The 18,411-nt window shown below is 66.2% G+C and carries 14 protein-coding genes; 12 read left to right on the forward strand and 2 right to left on the reverse strand.

The genetic code is table 11. From position 1 onward, the window contains the following. Window positions 1–32 precede the first annotated feature (32 nt). The 3 genes from ACCQ12_RS06305 (at window position 33) to ACCQ12_RS06315 (ending at window position 4,385) form a co-directional block, all read left to right on the forward strand. On the forward strand, window positions 33–1,913 hold the full coding sequence (locus ACCQ12_RS06305) for a M61 family metallopeptidase (RefSeq protein WP_186005755.1): 1,881 nt from the start codon (window positions 33–35) through the stop codon (window positions 1,911–1,913). Between the two features lie 365 nt (window positions 1,914–2,278). Beyond that, window positions 2,279–3,670: a DNA repair protein RadA gene (radA, locus tag ACCQ12_RS06310; RefSeq protein WP_104581003.1), complete on the forward strand. Its 1,392-nt coding sequence runs from the start codon at window positions 2,279–2,281 to the stop codon at window positions 3,668–3,670. A gap of 328 nt (window positions 3,671–3,998) precedes the next feature. Further along, complete coding sequence (locus ACCQ12_RS06315; protein WP_047695990.1) at window positions 3,999–4,385, forward strand: DUF805 domain-containing protein; 387 nt, start codon at window positions 3,999–4,001, stop codon at window positions 4,383–4,385. Window positions 4,386–4,505: 120 nt separating this feature from the next. Here ACCQ12_RS06315 and ACCQ12_RS06320 read toward each other — a convergent pair whose 3' ends face one another. Further along, the gene (locus ACCQ12_RS06320; RefSeq protein WP_166743421.1) at window positions 4,506–5,291 is read right to left on the reverse strand and encodes a winged helix-turn-helix transcriptional regulator; all 786 of its coding nucleotides are present in this window, start codon (window positions 5,289–5,291) and stop codon (window positions 4,506–4,508) included. 919 nt (window positions 5,292–6,210) lie between these two features. Here ACCQ12_RS06320 and ACCQ12_RS06325 point away from each other — a divergent pair. From ACCQ12_RS06325 to ACCQ12_RS06335, 3 genes are all read left to right on the forward strand, one after another. Then, window positions 6,211–7,566, forward strand: coding sequence for a helix-turn-helix transcriptional regulator (locus ACCQ12_RS06325; RefSeq protein WP_355609218.1), 1,356 nt, complete (start codon window positions 6,211–6,213; stop codon window positions 7,564–7,566). Between the two features lie 210 nt (window positions 7,567–7,776). Further along, complete coding sequence (locus tag ACCQ12_RS06330) at window positions 7,777–9,645, forward strand: ATP-binding protein (RefSeq protein WP_372383191.1); 1,869 nt, start codon at window positions 7,777–7,779, stop codon at window positions 9,643–9,645. Between the two features lie 24 nt (window positions 9,646–9,669). After that, a complete protein-coding gene (locus tag ACCQ12_RS06335; protein ID WP_372383192.1) occupies window positions 9,670–11,994 on the forward strand; it encodes a tetratricopeptide repeat protein in 2,325 nt (774 codons plus the stop codon). 128 nt (window positions 11,995–12,122) lie between these two features. On the opposite strand, the gene ACCQ12_RS06340 is transcribed toward ACCQ12_RS06335, so the two are convergent. Continuing rightward, complete coding sequence (locus ACCQ12_RS06340; protein WP_372383193.1) at window positions 12,123–12,341, reverse strand: hypothetical protein; 219 nt, start codon at window positions 12,339–12,341, stop codon at window positions 12,123–12,125. 462 nt (window positions 12,342–12,803) lie between these two features. Here ACCQ12_RS06340 and ACCQ12_RS06345 point away from each other — a divergent pair, with 462 nt between their 5' ends. From ACCQ12_RS06345 to ACCQ12_RS06370, 6 genes are read left to right on the forward strand one after another with little or no spacing between them, the layout of a single operon-like run. Then, window positions 12,804–13,646, forward strand: a complete 843-nt coding sequence (locus ACCQ12_RS06345) for an STAS domain-containing protein (RefSeq protein WP_039410094.1) — start codon at window positions 12,804–12,806, stop codon at window positions 13,644–13,646. Window position 13,647: 1 nt separating this feature from the next. Then, complete coding sequence (locus tag ACCQ12_RS06350) at window positions 13,648–14,010, forward strand: STAS domain-containing protein (protein WP_047695998.1); 363 nt, start codon at window positions 13,648–13,650, stop codon at window positions 14,008–14,010. Then, window positions 14,007–14,402, forward strand: coding sequence for an ATP-binding protein (locus ACCQ12_RS06355; protein ID WP_039410100.1), 396 nt, complete (start codon window positions 14,007–14,009; stop codon window positions 14,400–14,402). Before ACCQ12_RS06350 ends, ACCQ12_RS06355 begins: the two co-directional genes overlap by 4 nt. Then, on the forward strand, window positions 14,393–15,403 hold the full coding sequence (locus tag ACCQ12_RS06360; protein WP_179454795.1) for an ATP-binding protein: 1,011 nt from the start codon (window positions 14,393–14,395) through the stop codon (window positions 15,401–15,403). The genes ACCQ12_RS06355 and ACCQ12_RS06360 overlap by 10 nt, the downstream gene beginning before the upstream one ends. Next, window positions 15,400–16,269, forward strand: a complete 870-nt coding sequence (locus tag ACCQ12_RS06365) for a sensor histidine kinase (RefSeq protein WP_047696002.1) — start codon at window positions 15,400–15,402, stop codon at window positions 16,267–16,269. Before ACCQ12_RS06360 ends, ACCQ12_RS06365 begins: the two co-directional genes overlap by 4 nt. After that, window positions 16,266–18,221 (forward strand): response regulator, encoded by a 1,956-nt coding sequence (locus ACCQ12_RS06370; RefSeq protein WP_372383194.1) that lies wholly within the window; start codon window positions 16,266–16,268, stop codon window positions 18,219–18,221. Before ACCQ12_RS06365 ends, ACCQ12_RS06370 begins: the two co-directional genes overlap by 4 nt. The last annotated feature ends 190 nt before the right edge of the window (window positions 18,222–18,411 follow it).

Raw genomic sequence — 18,411 nt, forward strand, 5'->3', positions numbered from 1 at the left:
GCTTGCCTGTTCCAGGTCCCTGCGGAGTTGCGATGAAGATGCCCACCCTGTTGTCCGTGTCGTTGCTGGCGGCACTGTCGTTGCCTGCGGCCGCGCAAACCGCACCCCCGCAGGACGTGCCGTTCGACGGCACCTTGAAGATCGACGTGGATGCCACCGATCTGGCGCACCGCATCTTCAAGGTCAAGACCAGCATGCCGGCCAAGCCCGGCCCGATGACGTTGCTGTACCCGCAATGGATTCCCGGCAACCATTCGCCGACCGGCCCGATCGACAAGCTGGCCGGTCTGGTGATCAAGGTCGATGGCAAGGTGGTGCCATGGACGCGCGACCAGTTCGACGTCTACGCGTTCAAGGTGGACGTGCCGCAGGGCGCCACCGAGCTGACCGCCGAGTTCAAGTTCCTCTCGCCGCAGGCTCCCACTCAGGGCCGGGTGATGATGACCCCGGAAATGCTCAACCTGCAGTGGAACACCACGGCGCTGTATCCGGCCGGTTATTTCGCACGCAACATCAAGGCGCAGGCCAGCGTCACCTTGCCGGCCGGCTGGAGCTATGCCACCGCGCTGGAAACCGACCGCCGCGTGGGCGACACGGTGACCTTCAAGCCGATCGATTTCGACGACCTGGTCGATTCGCCGATGTTCGCCGGCAAGTACTACAAGCGCGTGGAGCTGAGCACCGGCGAACAGCCGGTCTATCTCAATGTGTTTGCCGACGAAGCCAAGTCGCTGGACGCCAAGCCCGAGCAGATCAAGGCGCATGCGGCGCTGGTGCAGCAGATGGACAAGCTCTACGGCGCGCGGCATTTCGATCATTACGAATTCCTGCTGGCGCTGACCAAAAAGCTGGGTGGCATCGGCCTGGAGCATCACCGTTCCAGCGAAAACAGCGGTGTGCCGACCTATTTCACCGAGTGGGACAAGAGCTGGACCGGACGCGACCTGCTCGCGCACGAATTCAACCATTCCTGGAACGGCAAGTACCGCCGTGGGGCCGACCTGGCCACGCCCAATTTCAACGTGCCAATGGGCGACAGCCTGCTGTGGTTGTACGAAGGCCAGACCCAGTTCTGGGGCGAAGTGATGGCTGCGCGGTCCGGCCTGTGGACGCAGGACCAGGCGCGCGACATGCTGGCCGGCGTGGCGGCCCAGTACGAGCGTGGTCGCCCCGGCATGGCCTGGCGCACGGTGCAGGACACCACCAACGATCCGACCATGTCGATGCGCCGCCCGAAGGCGTACCGCAACTATCAGATGAGCGAGGATTACTATTCCGGCGGCCAGATGATGTGGCTGGAAGTGGACAGCAAGCTGCGCGCGCTGACCAACAACAAGCGCTCCATCGACGACTTCGGCAAGGCGTTCTTCGGCATGAAGAATGGCGATTGGGACGTCAACCCGTACACCTTCGACGACATCGTGAGCACGCTCAACGGCATTGCACCGTACGACTGGGCGAGTCTGTTGCGCGAGCGCATGGACGGGCACGGCTCGTTGAATGGCGGCATCGAGGCCAATGGCTGGAAGCTGGTCTACAACGAAGAGCCGAACCTGGCGACCAAGGCCGACGAGAGCGACGACAAGGACGTCAGCCTGACCTATTCGCTTGGTCTGTCCTTGAAAGCCTCGGGCGATATCAGCGATGTGCTGTGGGACGGCCCTGCGTTCAATGCGGGGCTGATTACCGGCAACACCATCGTGGCGGTGAATGGCCGCGCTTTCAGCAGCGAGGTGATCAAGGACGCCATCAAGGCGGCCAAGGGCACCACCGCGCCGATCGAATTGTTGGTCAAGCGCCTGGACCGCTACGACACCGTGCGCCTCGATTATCACGGTGGGCTGTTGTACCCGCATCTGGAACGCATCGCCGGCAAGCCAGATCGCCTGAGCGAGTTGTACAAGCCGCGCTAAGTCATGCACTCCACGGCGTTCCGCACCGTGGGAGTGGTGGAGCCGAAGCTGCCTGACTGCTCGTACCGGTCAGGCAGCTTTTTTGCATTGATGCGTCGATGTGATCCGAGATGGACAGCAGCCGAGCACATTGGCATCGTCTGCGTGCACGTCATTGCATAGCGCACCAGGTCGTCATCGACTCTGACGATTCCCGATTCCCGATTCCCGATTCCCGATTCCCGATTCCCGATTCCCGATTCCCGATTCCCCATTCCCCATTCCCCATTCCCCATTCCCCATTCCCCATTCCCGAAAGCGTGCGTCGCGCATGCTGAGACCGTCAGCCACTATCCTGTCGGTTCGAGAACAACAGGCAAGAGACGATGGCGAAGGCGAAAACGGCCTATGTCTGCGGCGAGTGCGGCGCCGAGTACACCAAGTGGCAGGGGCAGTGCACCGAGTGCGGTGTCTGGAATACGCTCAGCGAGATCGTGCTCGAAAGCGCCACGCCCGGCGGCAAGGCCTCGCCGGCGGCGTCGCGGCGCAGCGGCTGGGCCGGCAAGGCCGAGGCGCCCAAGATCATGGCGCTCAAGGACGTGCAGCAGACCGAGCAGGCGCGCGTGTCCACCGGCATCGGCGAGTTCGACCGCGTGCTGGGCGGCGGGCTGGTGGAAGGGGCGGTGGTGCTGATCGGCGGCGACCCGGGCATCGGCAAGTCGACGTTGCTGCTGCAGGCGCTGGCCAGCATGGCCAGCACGCTGCCGGTGCTGTACGTCACCGGCGAGGAGTCGCTGGCGCAGGTGGCCGGACGTGCTGTGCGCCTGGATCTGCCGCTGGAAGGGCTCAACGCCCTGGCCGAAACCGGCATCGAACACATCCTGCAGCACGCCAGCGTGGCGCGGCCCAAACTCATCGTGGCCGACTCGGTGCAGACGTTATGGACCGAGTCGCTGACTGCGGCGCCGGGCTCGGTGAGCCAGGTGCGCGAAAGCGCGGCGCGGCTGGTGCGCTTCGCCAAGGAGACCGGCACCGCCGTGTTCCTGGTTGGCCATGTCACCAAGGAGGGCGGCATTGCCGGCCCGCGCGTGCTCGAGCACATGGTCGATGCGGTGCTGTATTTCGAAGGCGAGAGCGGCAGCCGGTTCCGCTTGTTGCGCGCGTTCAAGAACCGCTTCGGTGCGGTGAACGAGCTGGGCGTGTTCGCGATGGGCGAGAAGGGCCTCAAGGAGGTCTCCAACCCGTCGGCGATCTTCCTGTCCGGCGGCAGCACCCAGCAGCCGGGCAGTTGCGTGATGGTCACCCGCGAAGGCACCCGGCCGTTGATGGTGGAAGTGCAGGCGCTGGTGGATGCATCCCCCTTGTCCAATCCGCGGCGGGTCGCCGTGGGGCTGGAGCAGAACCGCCTGGCGATGTTGCTGGCAGTGCTGCATCGGCACGGCGGCATCGTGGTGGGCGATCAGGACGTATTCGTCAACGTGGTGGGCGGCATTCGCGTGCAGGAAACCGCGGCCGACCTGCCGGTGCTGCTGGCGGTGCTGTCCTCGTTGCGCGACCGGCCGTTGTCCGAGAAGACCATTGCCTTTGGCGAAGTAGGCCTGTCGGGCGAGATCCGCCCGGTGCCCAACGGCGAGGACCGGTTGAAGGAGGCCGCCACCCACGGCTTCAAGCGCGCAATCGTGCCCCGTGCCAACGCGCCCAAGACCGCCAGCATCAAGGGCATGGAGATCATCGCGGTGGAGCGGCTGAGCCAGGCGCTGGAAGCGGCGGCGGAGTAGCGGCATTCCGCTTGATTCGTGCAGGCAGCCTGCACGAGGACAACCCGGTCGGCCCGTTGCCGGGCGGGGCACCGCGAGCAGCTGCAGCAGGCGGTTGCGCTGTCGCGAGACACCGAACGCCTTGCGAGCCCAGCCTGCCGGAACAATGCGCCGTCCCTGAAAAACGGCCTCTACCGAGGCTGCGACCGTCTGTCGGCTGGCACGGTGTCATCTGCATCTGTGGAGACAGAAACCGTTTTCACCCGATGTGCGCTATGGCAACATGCGCGGCCGCTGCATCGAGCAGCGGATCACAAACACCGCTGACTGCCCGTACTGGAGAAACACAATGGAATGGATGTTGTTGCCGCTCAAGCGCTATGCCGACTTCGAAGGGCGTTCGCGTCGCAAGGAATATTGGATGTTCATGCTGTTGCAGGCGATCATCCTGGTCGTCCTGACCATCATGTTCGGTATTGCGGCAGCGGTCATGGGCGGCGACGGCAACCCCGGCCCGCTGGCGTGGCTGGTGTTCGCCATCATGATCATCGTGGTATTGGCGATGATGGTGCCGAGTATCGCGGTGACCGTGCGTCGCCTGCATGACCAGGACAAGTCGGGCTGGTTCTATCTGATCAGCTTCGTGCCGTACGTCGGCGGTCTTGTCGTGCTGGTCTTCATGTGCCTGGAAGGTACGCCCGGCCCGAATCAGTATGGCGAAAACCCGAAGCTGTAAGCAGCTGGTTCAAGCGTGATCGAACGATGGCGCAGGCATCCCCTGCGCCATCGTCGTTTACGCGGCCGGATGTCTACGGCGCGGAGCGTGGCATGGGGCACGACCTCATCGGCAGCTTGCTCAGCAGGCGGCGGAATGATGCGCAGTGGTTGCACTCAGGCTCTTACCTGGCAAAAGCGGATCCTTGTCTGATGAGGCAAGTTCCAGCTTGTATCCGTGCGAATACACGGTCCGGATACGTACCGCACCACTGTGATTGCACAGCTGCAGTTTCTTGCGCAGCTTGTAGATGTGCTGTTCCATCGTGCGGTCGGTGAATTCGGTGTGGCTGCCCCAGACCGCCTTGGCCAACTGGCAGCGGCGGAAGCACACGCCAGGGCTGGAGAACAGGAGCCAGGCAATCGAAAATTCGCGCGAGGTCAGCACGATCGGCTTGCCATGCAGGTAGACGGTGTTCTCCTCGCGCACGAGTTGGTACGGGCCGACACTCAGTTGCTGGACTTCCTGGCAGGCCTGGGGCGCCGGGCTGACCGCCAACGCCGCACGCACCTGCAGCTCGTGCGAGTTGAATGGGAGCGCTAACACTTCCTGTGCGCCGGACTGGTACCAGGCCAGGATGTCGTTCGGGCAGTCGAACCGCCCCAGCACGATCAGTGGCGTGGGATGGCCGCTGTGGCAGCGCTGCCAGGCCAGCACCGAGCTGTCGTCCGAGGCCACGCAAGTGGCGTCGAAGATCAGCAGCTCGCAGGGCGAATGCCGCAGCGTCCGCAAGAGCTCCAGTTCATCGGAAAACACCGCGACGTGCGGAGTCAGCGGGGCAAGGCTCGCATTGACCTGCGAGGCCAGGCGTGCGTCCTGCGTCAACAGGAAAGCCGATCCCTGCTTCCCGGAGGCGTTGCCGTGCATCAGCCGGCCTTCCCGTGCTGGCACGCAGACAGGGCATGTATTGGATGCCGGCAACGGGCGGTTGGCGCCATGATGAAACCCACATCTCTGGATAAGTGCATCGCCATACCATCGGGCTGCCGGGGGAAGGGTCTGACCGAGGTCGGACGAATGGTATGTACCATTCCAAAGGCAGAAAGTTTCACTGCTGCGCACTTTTCTTCGGGTTCGGGTAGGCGCGCTTTAACTTGCGCTCATGTATGCGTAATGCAGCTCTTACACACAGGGCATGCGCGATACGAAAGACGCATAGACGCGCAGTTGGCAGCGGAATCCTGGCGGCTTCAGCTGTGCAGCTGGCTGGGCGGCAGCCATGAAATTGGTCGTGAGAGGTCTAGACCAGGGTATTGCGATTAGGACGCTCGCGCATCGCAGTTGGAATAGGTTTGCGGGGTCGGTAACCAGAAAGTGACTTCGGTTATGAGTGGCCGACGCGCGTGCGTTGAATGCTCTGGATCGTCACACGTGCCGATGCGTAGCGACCGCTAACCGCCCAAAATCCATGTCGAGGTGATGTGTTGGCAGACGTTGTGCAATGAGCGCGCAGGAAGTGGCGCCAACGTGTCTTCGATACACGCTCGAATCGGTTGCTATGTCCTGCGCTAGACATTCTCTGGCGTACGCAAACAACCGCGGCGCTTATGCAAAACGCACGGCAGGGCCGGTGGTGGACAGAGTGAGGTTTTTTGATTTTTGCGGTGCTCCAAGGTGAGAAATTCCATTGGATCCGCTGCATACAATCGTTTGCGCCAGCGAGAGCGGCGCGCTGTTGTCATTTGCTCATCCCCCTATGAGAGAGCCCGGCATGATCCTTTCCACCTACTTCGCAGCGATTTCTGCCCTGTCGTACGCAGATCGTCTTCCTACCTATACAAGCAGGATGCTGGTTGGTGCCTGGCCGCAAGGTCTGCAACATCTTCAACAACGCCGCGACGGACAGGCCGCGCCCGAGGGAGCCGACGATGAAGTCGCGCTGCTCGGTGCCAGTGGCGATGCGTTGTTGATCCTGGAGTACCAGGAAGAGGCCGAAGACGCCTACCGCCACGCCCTGAAGGCAATGCGTGGCCATCAGCGGCAACTGCGGCTGCTCTCCTGCCGCAATACCGCATGGTTGATGCTCAGCCAGCGCCGACTCAGCGCCGCACTGAACTGCTTCGCGCAGCTGGCGATGGATCGCGACACCCCCGCCTGCCTGGGCGGCGAGAGCCTGCTGGGCAAGGCGCTGACCCATTTCCACCTTGGCCAGAGCACGCTGGCACTGCAGACCCTGGAGCGGGCGCACGAGGTGCTGGCGGAGCTTGAAAGCGGAGCCTCGGACTGGCTGCGGATCACCACCGCGTTGCGGCTGGACATGATCGCGCAGCTGCGCATCCGCCGTGCCGACCGCATGAGCGACCACGTGTTCTGGCAGGCCACGCTGCGCCAGGAAGATGCCGCGCATGCGTTCGAGCCCAGCGAACTGCGGGCCTGCATTGCCGATCTGGCCGAGAGCATGCCGGTGCTTGCACAGCGCATGCGGCATGTCCGCAACCTGCTGCGGATTGCCGGCGGCGACACGTTCGGTTTCGACGCCCAGATCGATGCATTGCCGGCGGCGGCGAACGGCTGCCCGCCGTGCGCACGGCAGGATGCGCAGGTGGAGCTGGCGCTGGCGGCGCTGGCGGTGGGCCGGGCCGATCTGGCCGAGCGTGCGCTGGCCGGCGCCGGGCGGCATCACGCGCCACGCTGGAATCTGGAGTACGAGTATTGCCAGGCCAAGATCAGCCAGGCGCTGGGTCGTACCGAACAGGCCTTGCTGCTGTACAACCGCTACGCGCTGGGTGCGGTGCAATGCCTGCGCAGCGAAGTGCAGGCGCCGCGGCTGCTGGAAAGCGGCACGCCTGCGCATGTGAGCGACGACATCTCCGCGCGGTTGCCGGCCAAGTACCGGCGCGCGTATAGCTACATGATCACCAACGCGCACCGCTCGGATCTGTCGATCAATGAAGTCGCCGCGCAGATCGGGGTTACCGGGCGCGCGCTGCAGCAGGCGTTCAAGTCGGCCACCGGGCTGTCGCCGACCCAGGTCCTGCGGCGTTACCGCATGCAGAGCATCCGCGATGAACTGCTGGCCGACGGCGGATGCGGCAGTGTGCTGCAGGCGGCCAGCCGCTGGGGCGTTGGCAGTCGTTCAGCGCTGGCCAAGGGGTACCGCCAGCACTTCAACGAGGCGCCGATGGAAACCTTGCAGCGTTAGTCGACCCGGCCGCGGCCCGGTGCGCATGCCGGGCCGCGGCGCGTCGTTTTCGATGGCCGGAGACAGGCGCCGTTGGCTGTACGCACGGTAGGGCAGGAGCCGAAGTGAGACGTGCGTACAAGATGGCCAGCGGCTATCCTTGCCGGCTCGCACTGCCATCAGGAGGCGCGTCCGAGGACGGGCGTGGCCGCCAAGGAAACGACGACGATCATGCAAGATCCTATCTCCGAGGCGACGGACGCCTCACAGATCCGCCGCGCCGGCGTCGATCTCAATGGACTGATGTCCGTGCTCAGCAAGCATCTGTATTCCACGCCGGTGGTCGCGCTGCGCGAGCTGGTGCAGAACGCGCACGATTCGATTCTGCGCCGCCGCCTGGAGCAGCCTGATTGGCATGGCGAGTCGCGCATCCATGTACAGGCCGATCCGGCGCAGGGCATCGTGCGCATCATCGATACCGGTGCCGGGCTCACTCAGCAGGAAATCCACGACTATCTGGCCACCGTCGGGGTGGGATACACCCGCGGGCTGCGTCAGGGCGGGCATGAAGACAGCGGTTTGATCGGCATGTTCGGGCTGGGGTTCTTGTCTGCCTTCGTGCTGGCACGGCGCGTCACCGTGCGCACCACCTCCTACCAGAGCCCGACGTCGGGCCATTGCTACATCTCCAGCAATGCCGAGCACTACACGGTGAGCCCGATTCCGGCGCGTGCCCAGGTGGGCACCGAGGTGGTGCTGGAACTGCATGAGCAATATCTGCCATTGGCGCAGCAGGGACGGCTGCACGAGATCCTGTCGCGTTACTGCGCATTGCTGCGCGAGCCGATCTGGGTCGGCGCCGATGCGCAACCGATCAATCCCGAGCCGCCGCCGTGGCGCACGCACGATGCGGTGCCGCTGCATCCGGTGCAGGCGTGGCGCCGGCAACGCGAGTTCGCGGCACGCTTCGAGCGCAACTTCGAACCGCTGTGCTGCATGCCGGTACGTGCCGACGATGGCAGCGATGCGGTGGGACTGCTGTGGGTGCAGGACGGCGCAACCTATGGCACCAGCGACAACCGCAATCTGTCGGTGTTTCTGCGTGGCATGTTGCTGGACGACAATGCGCGCGAACTGCTGCCACCGTGGGCGGGCTTCATCGGTGGGGTGATCGAATCCAACCGCCTGACCCCGACCGCAAGCCGCGAGGATCTGCAGCGCGATACGGTTTACAGCGCGGTGCAGCATGCCTTGTCCGAAGCCCTGGTGCAGGGGCTGGCGGAGGTGGCGCGCCAGCAACCGGAGGCGTGGCGCCGCATCCTGTTGCGGCATAACGAAGCGTTGCTCGGCGCGGCGCTGTGCGATGAGCGCCTGTTCGAGTTGCTGCTGGAACACGTGCGCGTACCCACCTCGCAGGGCGACCTGCCGGCGCAGCAATTGCCGGCGCGTGGCGCGGTGCATGTGATCCTCGACAGCGACGGCGGTTTCGAGGAAATGCTGTTCCGTGCGATGGGCGTGCCGGTGGCCTATGGAAACCGCTATGCGGTGGTGCCGTTCCTGCGTCGCTGGGCGCAGGCCAAGGGGGTGCGGCTGGTCGAACTGGGCACCGAGCACGGTAACCGCCAGCTGTTCCATCTGGACACGCTGCCGGCCGACGAACTGGCGTGGCTGGAACAGCACCTGGGCGATGGCGAAGCCCTGGTGCCGGCGCGCTTCAGCCCGGAAGAACTGCCGCTGGTGGTGGTGCCCGACCGCGAGGCCGAGCTCAAACGCCGGCTGGAACAGGACGAAAACGACAAGCGGGTGTCCACCGCCGCATTGCGGCTGGCGCGCCAGTTCACCGCGCGCATCGAAGCACGCCAGACCCAGCGGCTGTATCTCAATCTGGACAATCCGGCGTTGCAGGCATTGCTGGCCGCGCAGCGCGCCGGCAACCCGCAGGCAGCGGTTGCCGCGCGCCTGCTGCGCTCGCTCAAGGTGATCGTGTCGGCACAGGGGCGCACGCAGCCGCCGCCCGGCGGCGGCGCATCGGGCGGTCCGGATCTCAACCAGGCGTTCGGCGATCTTGCCGGGGCCGTGACGCAATTGCTGGCGCGCTGAGCGCCGCACTGAAGGACGCACGCGATGGAAATCTGGAACTGGGTGGAAAAGCTGCAGGACGACCTGGGCGACGCCGGGCAGCCGCAGAACGCGCAGCTGCTGACGCGCTTGACCGACCATATCTGCGATCTGCAGATCGAGCGCGCCGAGGCCCTGTTGCCCGAGGCGCGTGCGCTGGGCAAGACGCTCGCCAACCCGTGGCTGGAGGTGTTCGTCGGCCACTGGGAGATGCGCAACCGGGTCGGCAATCTGTGCGAGGGCGAGCGTGCGCTGGGCGATGCGGTGGCCTTGTTCGAGCGGGCGCACCGTGCCGATGCAGTGGAGTGCCCGCAATCGGTGTGCGTGACGCAGGATCTGGCGGCGTGCTACGCCAATATCGATGGCCCGGGCTGGGTGCAGGAGCGTATCGAGGTCTGCGACGAAACCCTGGGCCGCATCGACCCGAGCTGGTCGTGCTATCAGTGCCTGAGCTGCGAAAAGGCCGATGCCCTGCTCGACGACGGTCGCGGCGACGCTGCACTGGCGTACCTGGATCAACAATCGCAGGCCATCATTGCGCACGGCGGCGAGATCTTTGATGGCGTGCCGGACATGCGCATCTCGATCCTGCTGTCGCTGGGGCGTGCAGACGAGGCGCTGGCTCTGATCGAACAACGCGAACGCGACGCGGCGCGCGAAGGCGCAGAGTGGGCCAATTGCAGCCAGCCGCGTCGCCTGCAGAAGGCGCGCGCGCTGGCCATGTTGCATCGTGATGACGAAGCGATGGAGTCGCTGCTGCCGTGGCGCGAGGTGGCGCCGCGGTATCGCCTGCACTGGCTGCGCGCAGTGGCGGTGCTGGCCGCGCGCACACCTGCACGCAACACCTGGGATCTGGGCAGCCGCCTGCAGCTGATGCTCGATCATTACGCGCAGGTCGGTGCGCATCGCATTCTGATCGAGGCGGCCGAGCTGGCGATCGACCTGGCACTGCAGCGCGGCGCGGTGTGGACCGCGCGCCGGCATCTGGTCCTGGCACGCACGCATGCGTCCAAGCTGCGCCAGGACCGTGGCGCGACGCAGGCGCTGGATGGCTGGGCCGCGCGTATCGAGGCGGCCTCCACCGGCGAGGCGCCACCGGTGCCAGCCGCACAGTTGCTGGCGTGGTTGAACGCGCAGGGCGAGGAGGTGGTGCGTAACCCGGAGCGCGAAGCGCAATGGCTGTTGCAGGCGGCCGCCGAGCGCCCCGACGACGCCGAGTTGGTCGACACCGCGGCATCGGCGCTGAGCGCCTGCGCGGCGGACGAGCAGGCCATCGCGCTGCTGTGGTCTTTCGTGCAGCGGCATGCCGACCACGAAACCAGTCCGACCTTCCGCCTGATGAATTTATTGCTGGGCCGTGGCGACGATGCCGGTGTGCGCCGCCTGGCGCTGCTGTATCGCCCGCAGGTGCCGGTGGTGGCGTTGTGGTGCGAGGCGCAACTGGCCCAGCGGCTGGCCGACTGGCCGGCGCTGGAGCAGGCCTGCATGGCGCTGCTGGAGCTTTCTCCGGGCTCGCATGGCGCGCGCGGATTGCTGGCGCGCATGTATCTCACCACCGGCCGTTTTACCGAGGCGGCCGCGGTGTATCGCCAGTTGATCGCGGTGCTGGAGGAGCCACGTTCGGCGTACTGGGACCACATGACCGCGGCCAGCGCCGCGCAGGACTGGGACGCGGTGCGGGCCTCGGCAGCGGCGATCGGCATGGAACTGAGCAGCACCAGCGGGGCGGTCGAGGAAGACTGGGGCTGGGTGATCGTGCGTTGCGTCGACGATGGCGAAGTGGCCGAGTACTACGCGCGCCGCACCGGCCCGGTGACGGCGCGCATCATCGAAAACGCGCCCGCGCACCGCCGCCAGCATGTGGGCGATTGGGTCGTGTTCGATGCCGAGTTGCTGTACCCGGCGCCTGAAGACGACGCCGAGCGCGAGCGCTTCGTGCCGACCTATGCGCAGGTGCACGTGCTGCAGACCGGCGGCTACGGCAGCAGCTGGCTGGTGGATGGTGTGGACCCGGGAGAAGAGGTGGTCGAGGCCTTGCGTGCCGACCTGGAGATGCGTGGATGGAAGCTGTGGCGGCATAGCCGCGCGGACTACCGCGTGGTCGACCCGGAACACCCGGAGGCGTTCGACCCGGAGGACCCCGCCTCGGGTCTGCCGGGGGTGTTGTTCACGGTGGCGCTTCCGGAAAACGTCTCGCCGCAGGAATTGCATCGCGTCTTGCGCTGTACGACCTCGCGCTGGTCGCACCCGATGTGCTGGCTGCGCCTGGCCGAGGCCTGCGATCAGGATCCGCGCCCGCATCTGGATGCGGTGGAGCGCTACGGGCTGTAAGGCAGTCCGTAGATAACACGCTGCGCATGCTGCGAGGCTGCGCATCCAGCGGCACCCTTGCCGCATGCCGACGATCAACTGTGTTTGCCGTAGCGCTCCAGCCAGTGCGCGCAGGAGGCCGGCAGCACCTACGACGGGCGTACCTGGCCCAGTGCCAGTGCCGCCGGAGACGGCCACTGCGGGTTGGTCAGGTGCGCGCGGCCGATCATCACCAGTGCCATCCGCCCTTCGGCCGCCACCCGGTCTGCATCGTGCGGGTCGTCGATATTCGCGGACGAGGCAACCGGCAACTGCGCCTCGCGGCTGAGGCGTTCGGCGATCTGCGCCAACAGCGTCGGCGCCCCCACGGAATCTGCGCACTCGGCGTGCTGAAGCCCTTGCTGACATCCGGCAGGTCCAGGCCGCTGCGTTTGAAGTGGCGGGTCGGCGCGATGGCCCCGGCCAGCATCTGTTCGTCGCGGCCGTCGATTTCGGGAATGCGCCGATGCGAAGGACGGATGCAGGGTGGTGCGGTTCGCACCCGATGCAGCAGGGCAGAGGCACGCCGCGGTCGCGGCGGCCCGCTCCGGTGGCCATCGATGCGCCGCGCGGGCGTTGTCTGCAGGCGTGGCCCGGCGCACGTTCGGTGATGGCGCCGCAATGTCAAACTGCCGCGGTGGCGTCCTCTGACCGCTACAGATTTGCTTGCTGGTTGCCGAATCTGAATTGCTTTACTCTGCTGCGCATCGGCGTGGGGGCGCCGCGTCGGACAGGGCGCAGTCCAGCCCGCATGCCCAGCCTCTCTACTTTTTACTTTGGCGGGTGATTTCATGGTGGCACTGCAGCAGCGCTCGATCGACGCGATTCGTGACCAGGAAGCCGCGTTGCTGGCCGCCTGGCTGGGGTCGGGCCTTGGCAACGATGCGCGCATCTCGCGGCAGGATCTGCAGGCCCAGGGCGCGGACTTCCTGCGCCTGCTGGTCGCCTCGCTGAAGGACGACGGCAGCAGTCTCGACAGCGCCGAGTGGAGCGAAGTGCGGCGCTTCCTGGAGACGCTTTCGCGCGATCGCGCCACGCGCGGCTTCGATTCGCAGGAAACCGCCAACTTCATTTTCTCGCTCAAACGCGTGCTGTTCGAGCTGGTGCAGCGCGAATACGCCAGCACGCCGGAAGACCTCGGGCAGCAGCTGTGGGCGCTGTCCGAACTGCTCGACCGCCTGGGCCTGTACACCGTCAAGGCGTTCCAGAAGACCCGCGAAGACATCATCGTGCGGCAGCAGGAGGAGATGCTGGAGCTGTCCACGCCGGTGGTGAAACTGTGGGAGGGCGTGCTGGCGCTGCCGATGATCGGCACGCTGGATTCGCAACGCACCCAGGTGGTGATGGAATCGCTGTTGCAGCGCATCGTCGACACCGGTTCGGAAATCGCCATCATCGACATCACCGGCGTGCCCACCGTGGACACACTGGTGGCGCAGCATCTGCTCAAGACCGTCACCGCGATCCGGTTGATGGGCGCCGATGCCATCATCAGCGGCGTGCGCCCGCAGATTGCGCAGACCATCGTGCATCTGGGGCTGGATCTGCAGGGCATCGTGACCAAGGCCAACCTGGCCGACGCGTTGGCGCTGGCGCTCAAGCGCACCGGCCTGACCGTCAGCAGGGCAGACTGACATGGAGCGCATCCCGATCCTGCGGATGGGCGACCTGTTGCTGGTCACCATCCAGGTGGACATGCACGACCAGCTCGCGCTGCAACTGCAGGAAGACCTGTCGGAAAAGATCAGCGCCACCTCGGCGCGTGGCGTGCTGATCGACATCTCCGCACTCGATATCGTCGATTCGTTCATCGGCCGCATGATCAGCACCATCTCCGGGCTGGCCGCGCTGATGGGCGCCAGGACGGTGGTGGTCGGCATGCAACCGGCGGTGGCGATCACCCTGGTCGAGCTGGGCCTGACCCTGCCTTCGGTGCGCACCGCGCTCGATGTCGAACGCGGCATGCGGCTGCTGCAACAACCCGACGCATCGTCATGAGCGCCGGCTCGCAACCGGTGCGCACCGAGCAGGATGTGGTGCTGGCGCGGCAGACCGTGCGCAAGCTGGTGGTGCAGTGTGGCCTGCGCCTGGTCGACCAGACCAAGCTGGTCACCGCCGCCAGCGAGCTGGCGCGCAATACGGTGATCTACGGCGGTGGCGGCGACATGGACTGGGCGGTGGTGGAAAGCGGCATCCGCAAGGGCGTGCAGCTGACCTTCCGCGACGACGGCCCGGGCATCCCCGATCTGGAACTTGCGCTCACCGATGGCTGGACCTCCGGCAGCGGGCTGGGCCTGGGCCTGTCCGGCAGCCGGCGGCTGGTGGACGACTTCGTGCTGGACAGCGCTGCGGGGAAGGGCACGCGCATCACCATCACCAAATGGAAGTGAATGTTGCCGGCGCGCTCACCCAGGTCATCCGTGTCGAGGAAGTGACCCAGGTGGGGCAGGTGCGCCGCGATGCGGTGGCGCTTGCCCAGGCCAGCGGATTCGACCAGGACGCCTGTGGGCGTGTCGCGCTGGTCGCCACCGAGCTGTGCACCAACCTGCTCAATCACGGCGGCGGCGGGCAACTGCACCTGTGCACCGTGGCCGGGCGCGGTGGCCTCGGTGTGGAGCTGTGTTCGATCGACCAGGGCCCGGGCTTCGTGCTCGCCGATTGTCTGCCTGACGGCTATTCCACCGGCAGCACGCCGGGCAACGGCCTGGGCGCGGTGCAGCGGCATGCGGCGTTGCTGGACGCGTATTCGGATGCCACCGGCGCGGTGGTGCTGGCGCGGGTGTATGCCGATGCGCAGGCCACGCCCGACCTGCCGTATGGCGCGATCCGGCTCCCGCTGCACACCGAAGTGGTGTGCGGCGATGGCTGGCACCTGGGCGTCGATGGCTCACGTGTGACGGTCACCATGATCGATGGTCTGGGCCATGGGCCGGGCGCAGCCGATGCCGCCGATGCCGGCACCCGGGTGGCGGCGACGGCCAGCGGTGAGCCCGGCGAGCGCATCGCGCGGCTGCATGCGGGCATGGGCGGCACCCGTGGCGGTGCGGCGGCGGTCATGCAGTTCGACGGCAGCAGCGGGCAGGTGCGCTTTGCCGGCGTCGGCAATCTCGGCGCAGCGCTCTGCGATGGCGATGGCGTGCGCGGCATGCCCTCGCATCCGGGCATCGTGGGGGTGCAATTTCGCAAGGCGCAGCCGTTCGATTTTCCGCAGGCCGCCGGCAAGTTGCTGGTGATGCACAGCGACGGCCTGCAATCGCGCTGGAACCTGCGCGACCACCCTGGGCTGTTGTCGCGCCATCCACGCATCATTGCCGCCGTGCTGTTGCGCGACTACGCGCGCGGCCGCGACGATGCCTGTGTCTTCGTCATGCGCCTGGGAGGCATGCAATGAATTCATCCGATGCGGCATCCGGCCACGCGCCGGGCACCGAGCTGGCGAACTTGCGCCAGCAGAACCAGGCCTTGCGCGAGGAGCTGGAAGAAACCAACCAGGGCGTGCTGGCCCTGTATGCCGAGCTCGATCAGCAGGCCGAGCAACTGCGCGAAGTGTCCGAGCTCAAGAGCCGGTTCCTGTCGTACATGAGCCACGAATTCCGCACCCCGCTGGGCTCGATCCTGAGCATCACCCGGCTGCTGGAAGACGGCATGGACGGCCCGCTCAACGACGAACAACTCAAGCAGGTGCGCTTTGTCAGCGCGTCGGCACGCGAGCTCACCGAGATGGTGGACGACCTGCTGGACCTGGCCAAGATCGAGGCCGGCCGCATCACCATTTCGCCAGGCTGGTTCGACCTGATGGACCTGTTCGCCGCGCTGCGCGGCATGTTTCGCCCGCTCACCGATGTCGGCACCACCACGCTGATCTTCGAAGATCCGCCGGTGCTGCCGATGCTCTATACCGACGACAAGAAGCTGGCGCAGATCCTGCGCAACTTCATTTCCAATGCGCTCAAGTTCACCCCGCAAGGCCACGTGCGCGTGCTGGCGCAGCTGGAAGGCGACAGCCACGTGCGCTTCAGCGTGCAGGACACCGGCATCGGCATTGCGCCCGAGCTTCACGACGCCTTGTTCGAGGATTTCGTACAGGTTGACTCGCCGCTGCAGAAGCGCCTGACCGGGACGGGGCTGGGGCTGTCGATCTGCAAGCGGTTCGCCGAGCTGCTGGGCGGCCGGGTGGGCATCAACAGCGTGGTCGGGCAGGGCTCGGAATTTTTCGTGGTGCTGCCGGTGACGCTGGCAGCGGAGAACGCAACGTGAGCAGCAGGCACCACATTCTGGTCGTCGACGACAACGCGGTGACGCGGTATTCGGTGCGGCGCGTGCTCGAACACCACCGGTTCGTGGTCGAGGAGGCCGGCACCGGCGCCGAGGGCCTGGCCAAGCTGGCCGCCCAGTCGTTTGCCGGCGTGGTGCTGGACGTCAACCTGCCGGACATGAGCGGCTTCGACATCGTGCGTACCTTGCGCGCCGAGCCACGCACCGCGCTGCTGCCGGTGGTGCATGTGTCGGCCGCCTCGATCGCCACCGGCGACATGATCACCGGCCTGGATGCCGGTGCGGATGCGTACCTGATCCATCCGGTCGACCCCAACGTGCTGGTCGCCACCTTGCGTACGCTGTTGCGCGCGCGCAACGCCGAGGAGGCACTGCGGGTCAGCGAGGCACGCTTTCGCGAGATGTTCGAACACATCAGCGCGCCGATTGCGGTGGTCGATGCCAACCTGCAGACGCACGAACTCAACGCGGCCTTCCAGCGCCTGGTCGGCAGCGCCACGCCGGGCGAGGCGATTCGTGCGGCCGGGCTGGATCAGGCGGCCACGGTGCAGGCGCTGACCACCGCACTGGCCCGGCGTGAGCGCTGGAGCGGCGCGTTGTCGCTCCTGCGCGAGGGCAAGTTGTGCGAAACCGAATGGCGGGTGTCGCCGTACCGCGAGCCGGACCTGGGCCTGCTGCTGGTGGAAGATGTCACCGAACAACGCCTGCGCGAGCGCGAACAACGCCAGGAGCTGGATACCGCCACCACCGAGCTGGCGCACCAGATCGCCGAGCGCCAGCGCACCGAAATCCAGCTGCTGCAGGCGCAGAAGATGGAAGCGCTGGGCAAGCTCACCGGTGGCATCGCGCACGACTTCAACAACCTGCTGACCAGCATCATTTCCGGCCTGGACATGATCCAGCTGGCGGTGGAATCCAACCGCATCGAGCGGGTGCCGCGGCTGGCCGAGATCGCCACCGGATCGGCGCACCGCGCGGCGGCACTGACCCAGCGCATGCTGGCGTTTGCGCGCAAGCAATCGCTGGATGCGCAACCATTCGACGTCAACCTGCGGGTGCGCTCGCTGGAAGACATGCTGCACCGTTCCATCGGCGAGAACATCGCCTTGGAGCTGGAGCTGGCCGACGCCTCCCTGGTGGCGATTGCCGACGCCAACCAGCTCGAGAACGTGGTGCTCAACCTGGTGATCAACGCCCGCGACGCACTGCAGGGGCAGGGCACCATCCGTGTGCAGACGGCCGCCTACACCGCGCACCAGGACCCCGAGCTGGACGACGGCGAATACGTGGCGGTGAACGTCATCGACAACGGCAGCGGCATCGCGCCGGCCATCCTCAACCAGGTCTTCGAGCCGTTCTTCACCACCAAGCCGATCGGCGAAGGCACCGGGCTGGGCCTGTCGATGACCTACGGGTTTGCCCGCCAGTCCGGTGGCACCGCGCGGATCAGCAGTCAGGTCGGGCAGGGCACGACGGTGGCGTTGCTGCTGCCGCGGGGGCTGTCTGCAGGCGAGGTGGCACCGGCGCCGGCGCCGAGCACGCCGCGCGCGCGCAACGAGCGCATCCTGCTGGTGGACGACACCGATGTGGTGCGCATGATGGTGAGCGAGGTGCTCAGCGACGCCGGGTATCAGGTGGTCGAAGCCCAAGATGCCACCGGCGCGTTGGAGCAGCTGCGCAGCGATGTGCCGATCGACCTGGTGGTGTCCGATGTCGGTCTGCCGGGCATGAACGGGCGCGACATGGCCGATGTGGCGCGCACGTTGCGGCCCGCGTTGCCGATCCTGTTCATCACCGGCTACGCCGAAAACGCAATCACCCGGCAGGAATTTCTGGCCGACGGCATGGCCCTGCTGCCCAAGCCCTTCAGCCTCAACGACCTGCTCAACACGGTCGGGCAGATGCTCGACAGCAGCGCGCAGGCGCGCACGTAGGGCGCAGCGGCGCGCGCCAGTGCGGTTGCCGCGGCCTCACCGCCAATGGCGCCGCAGCGCAACGGCGCGCTTGTGCGGCTCGCATGGAGTTGTGTCTGCCGCGGGCCGCGCGGTGGCAGGCAACCGCGATGCGGCGATACAGCACGACCGCGGCACCGGCGTCGTCGCGCACCAACGTGGCCGCCAGAAA

This window comes from Xanthomonas sp. NCPPB 1068, assembly GCF_041479385.2.
Lineage (GTDB): Bacteria > Pseudomonadota > Gammaproteobacteria > Xanthomonadales > Xanthomonadaceae > Xanthomonas > Xanthomonas cannabis.